The 1202-nt window shown below is 33.1% G+C and carries 2 protein-coding genes; both read left to right on the forward strand.

Going from position 1 to position 1202, the window contains the following annotated elements:
- The first annotated feature begins 68 nt into the window (after positions 1-68).
- A complete protein-coding gene (locus DWB64_RS19065) occupies positions 69-368 on the forward strand; it encodes an IS630 transposase-related protein (protein ID WP_164980509.1) in 300 nt (99 codons plus the stop codon).
- The coding region (locus DWB64_RS19070) for an IS3 family transposase (RefSeq protein ID WP_243119008.1) at positions 350-1202 on the forward strand (853 nt) is incomplete at its 3' end. The genes DWB64_RS19065 and DWB64_RS19070, both read left to right, overlap by 19 nt.

The following is a 1202-nucleotide window of genomic DNA, read 5'->3' on the forward strand; positions in this document are numbered from 1 at the left end:
TGAAGTGAACCCATTTAAGTAGACATGATAAGCTGAGCCATATATCATATATGGAAAAGGAGAACATCATGAGTCTACATTATAAAGTTTCATTCAAAGACAAGGTATTGAATAAACATATAAATGAGGGATATTCAATACGGAGATTATCCAAGGAATTTAAGGTAGGAAGAACAACAATACAGAATTGGATTCGATCATATCGCTTGGAGAATGATATTGAAGAAGGTAAACCCCTAACAGAAGACATTGTTTTTACTAGTACTCAAGCAAACCCAAAGAAACAACTTATGAAAGAGATAGAAATGCAAATGGACGTCATGTCAGCTTTTCTGAAAGAATTAGAAAGGTGGGATGTCCTCGATTAAAATATAGGCTGATCAAATCATTATCTAAAAAATATACAATTATTGGCTTGTGTAGAATACTTGGTGTATCAAGAAGTGGATACTATAAATGGGTCAATGACCAACGATCAAGTGAATCAGATGGAAAAGTTGCAGTAATGATTAGTGACATTCAAGAGAGTGTAAAATATACTTATGGTTATCGACGCATTCGTATTGCCTTAAATACACGATTTGGAATTAAGATGAACCATAAAGCTATCCTACGTATAATGAACAAGTACTCTATAAATGCGAGAATAAGGCGTAATAAACGTTATAAGCGTACTCTTGAACGCATACATACCTATGAAAATAAGCTTAAAAGAGAGTTTTATGCTGATGAACCAGATTTAAAGTGGGTAACAGATATAACGCAGGTCCAAGGAAAAGATGGAATTGTATACTTATCTGCAATCAAAGATTTGTTCAAAGGTAGCATTATTGGATATGCTATAAACAAACATTCAAGAACTTCAATGGTTTTAGAAACAGTACAAATGGCTATTAAAAATAAAGTAAGAATATCAGACAGAAAAATTATCTTGCACAGTGATCGAGGAACACAATATACCTCAGTCAAGTATAACAAACTCCTATCAGAGAGTAATATAGATGCTTCCATGTCAAAGCCTGGTACACCTATAGATAATGCACCAATAGAAAGCTTCTTCTCAACACTAAAAGTTGAATGGCTCAGTCATGCAAGTAAAATGACAGTGTCAGAAATAAGTAATGAGATTGTTAGCTTCATAAACTTTTATAATTTTGAAAGAATACGTTTAGATGGTGAAAAGCCACCTATGCATCAAAGAT

Origin of the sequence: Fusibacter sp. A1 (assembly GCF_004125825.1) — a bacterium.
GTDB lineage: Bacteria > Bacillota > Clostridia > Peptostreptococcales > Acidaminobacteraceae > QQWI01.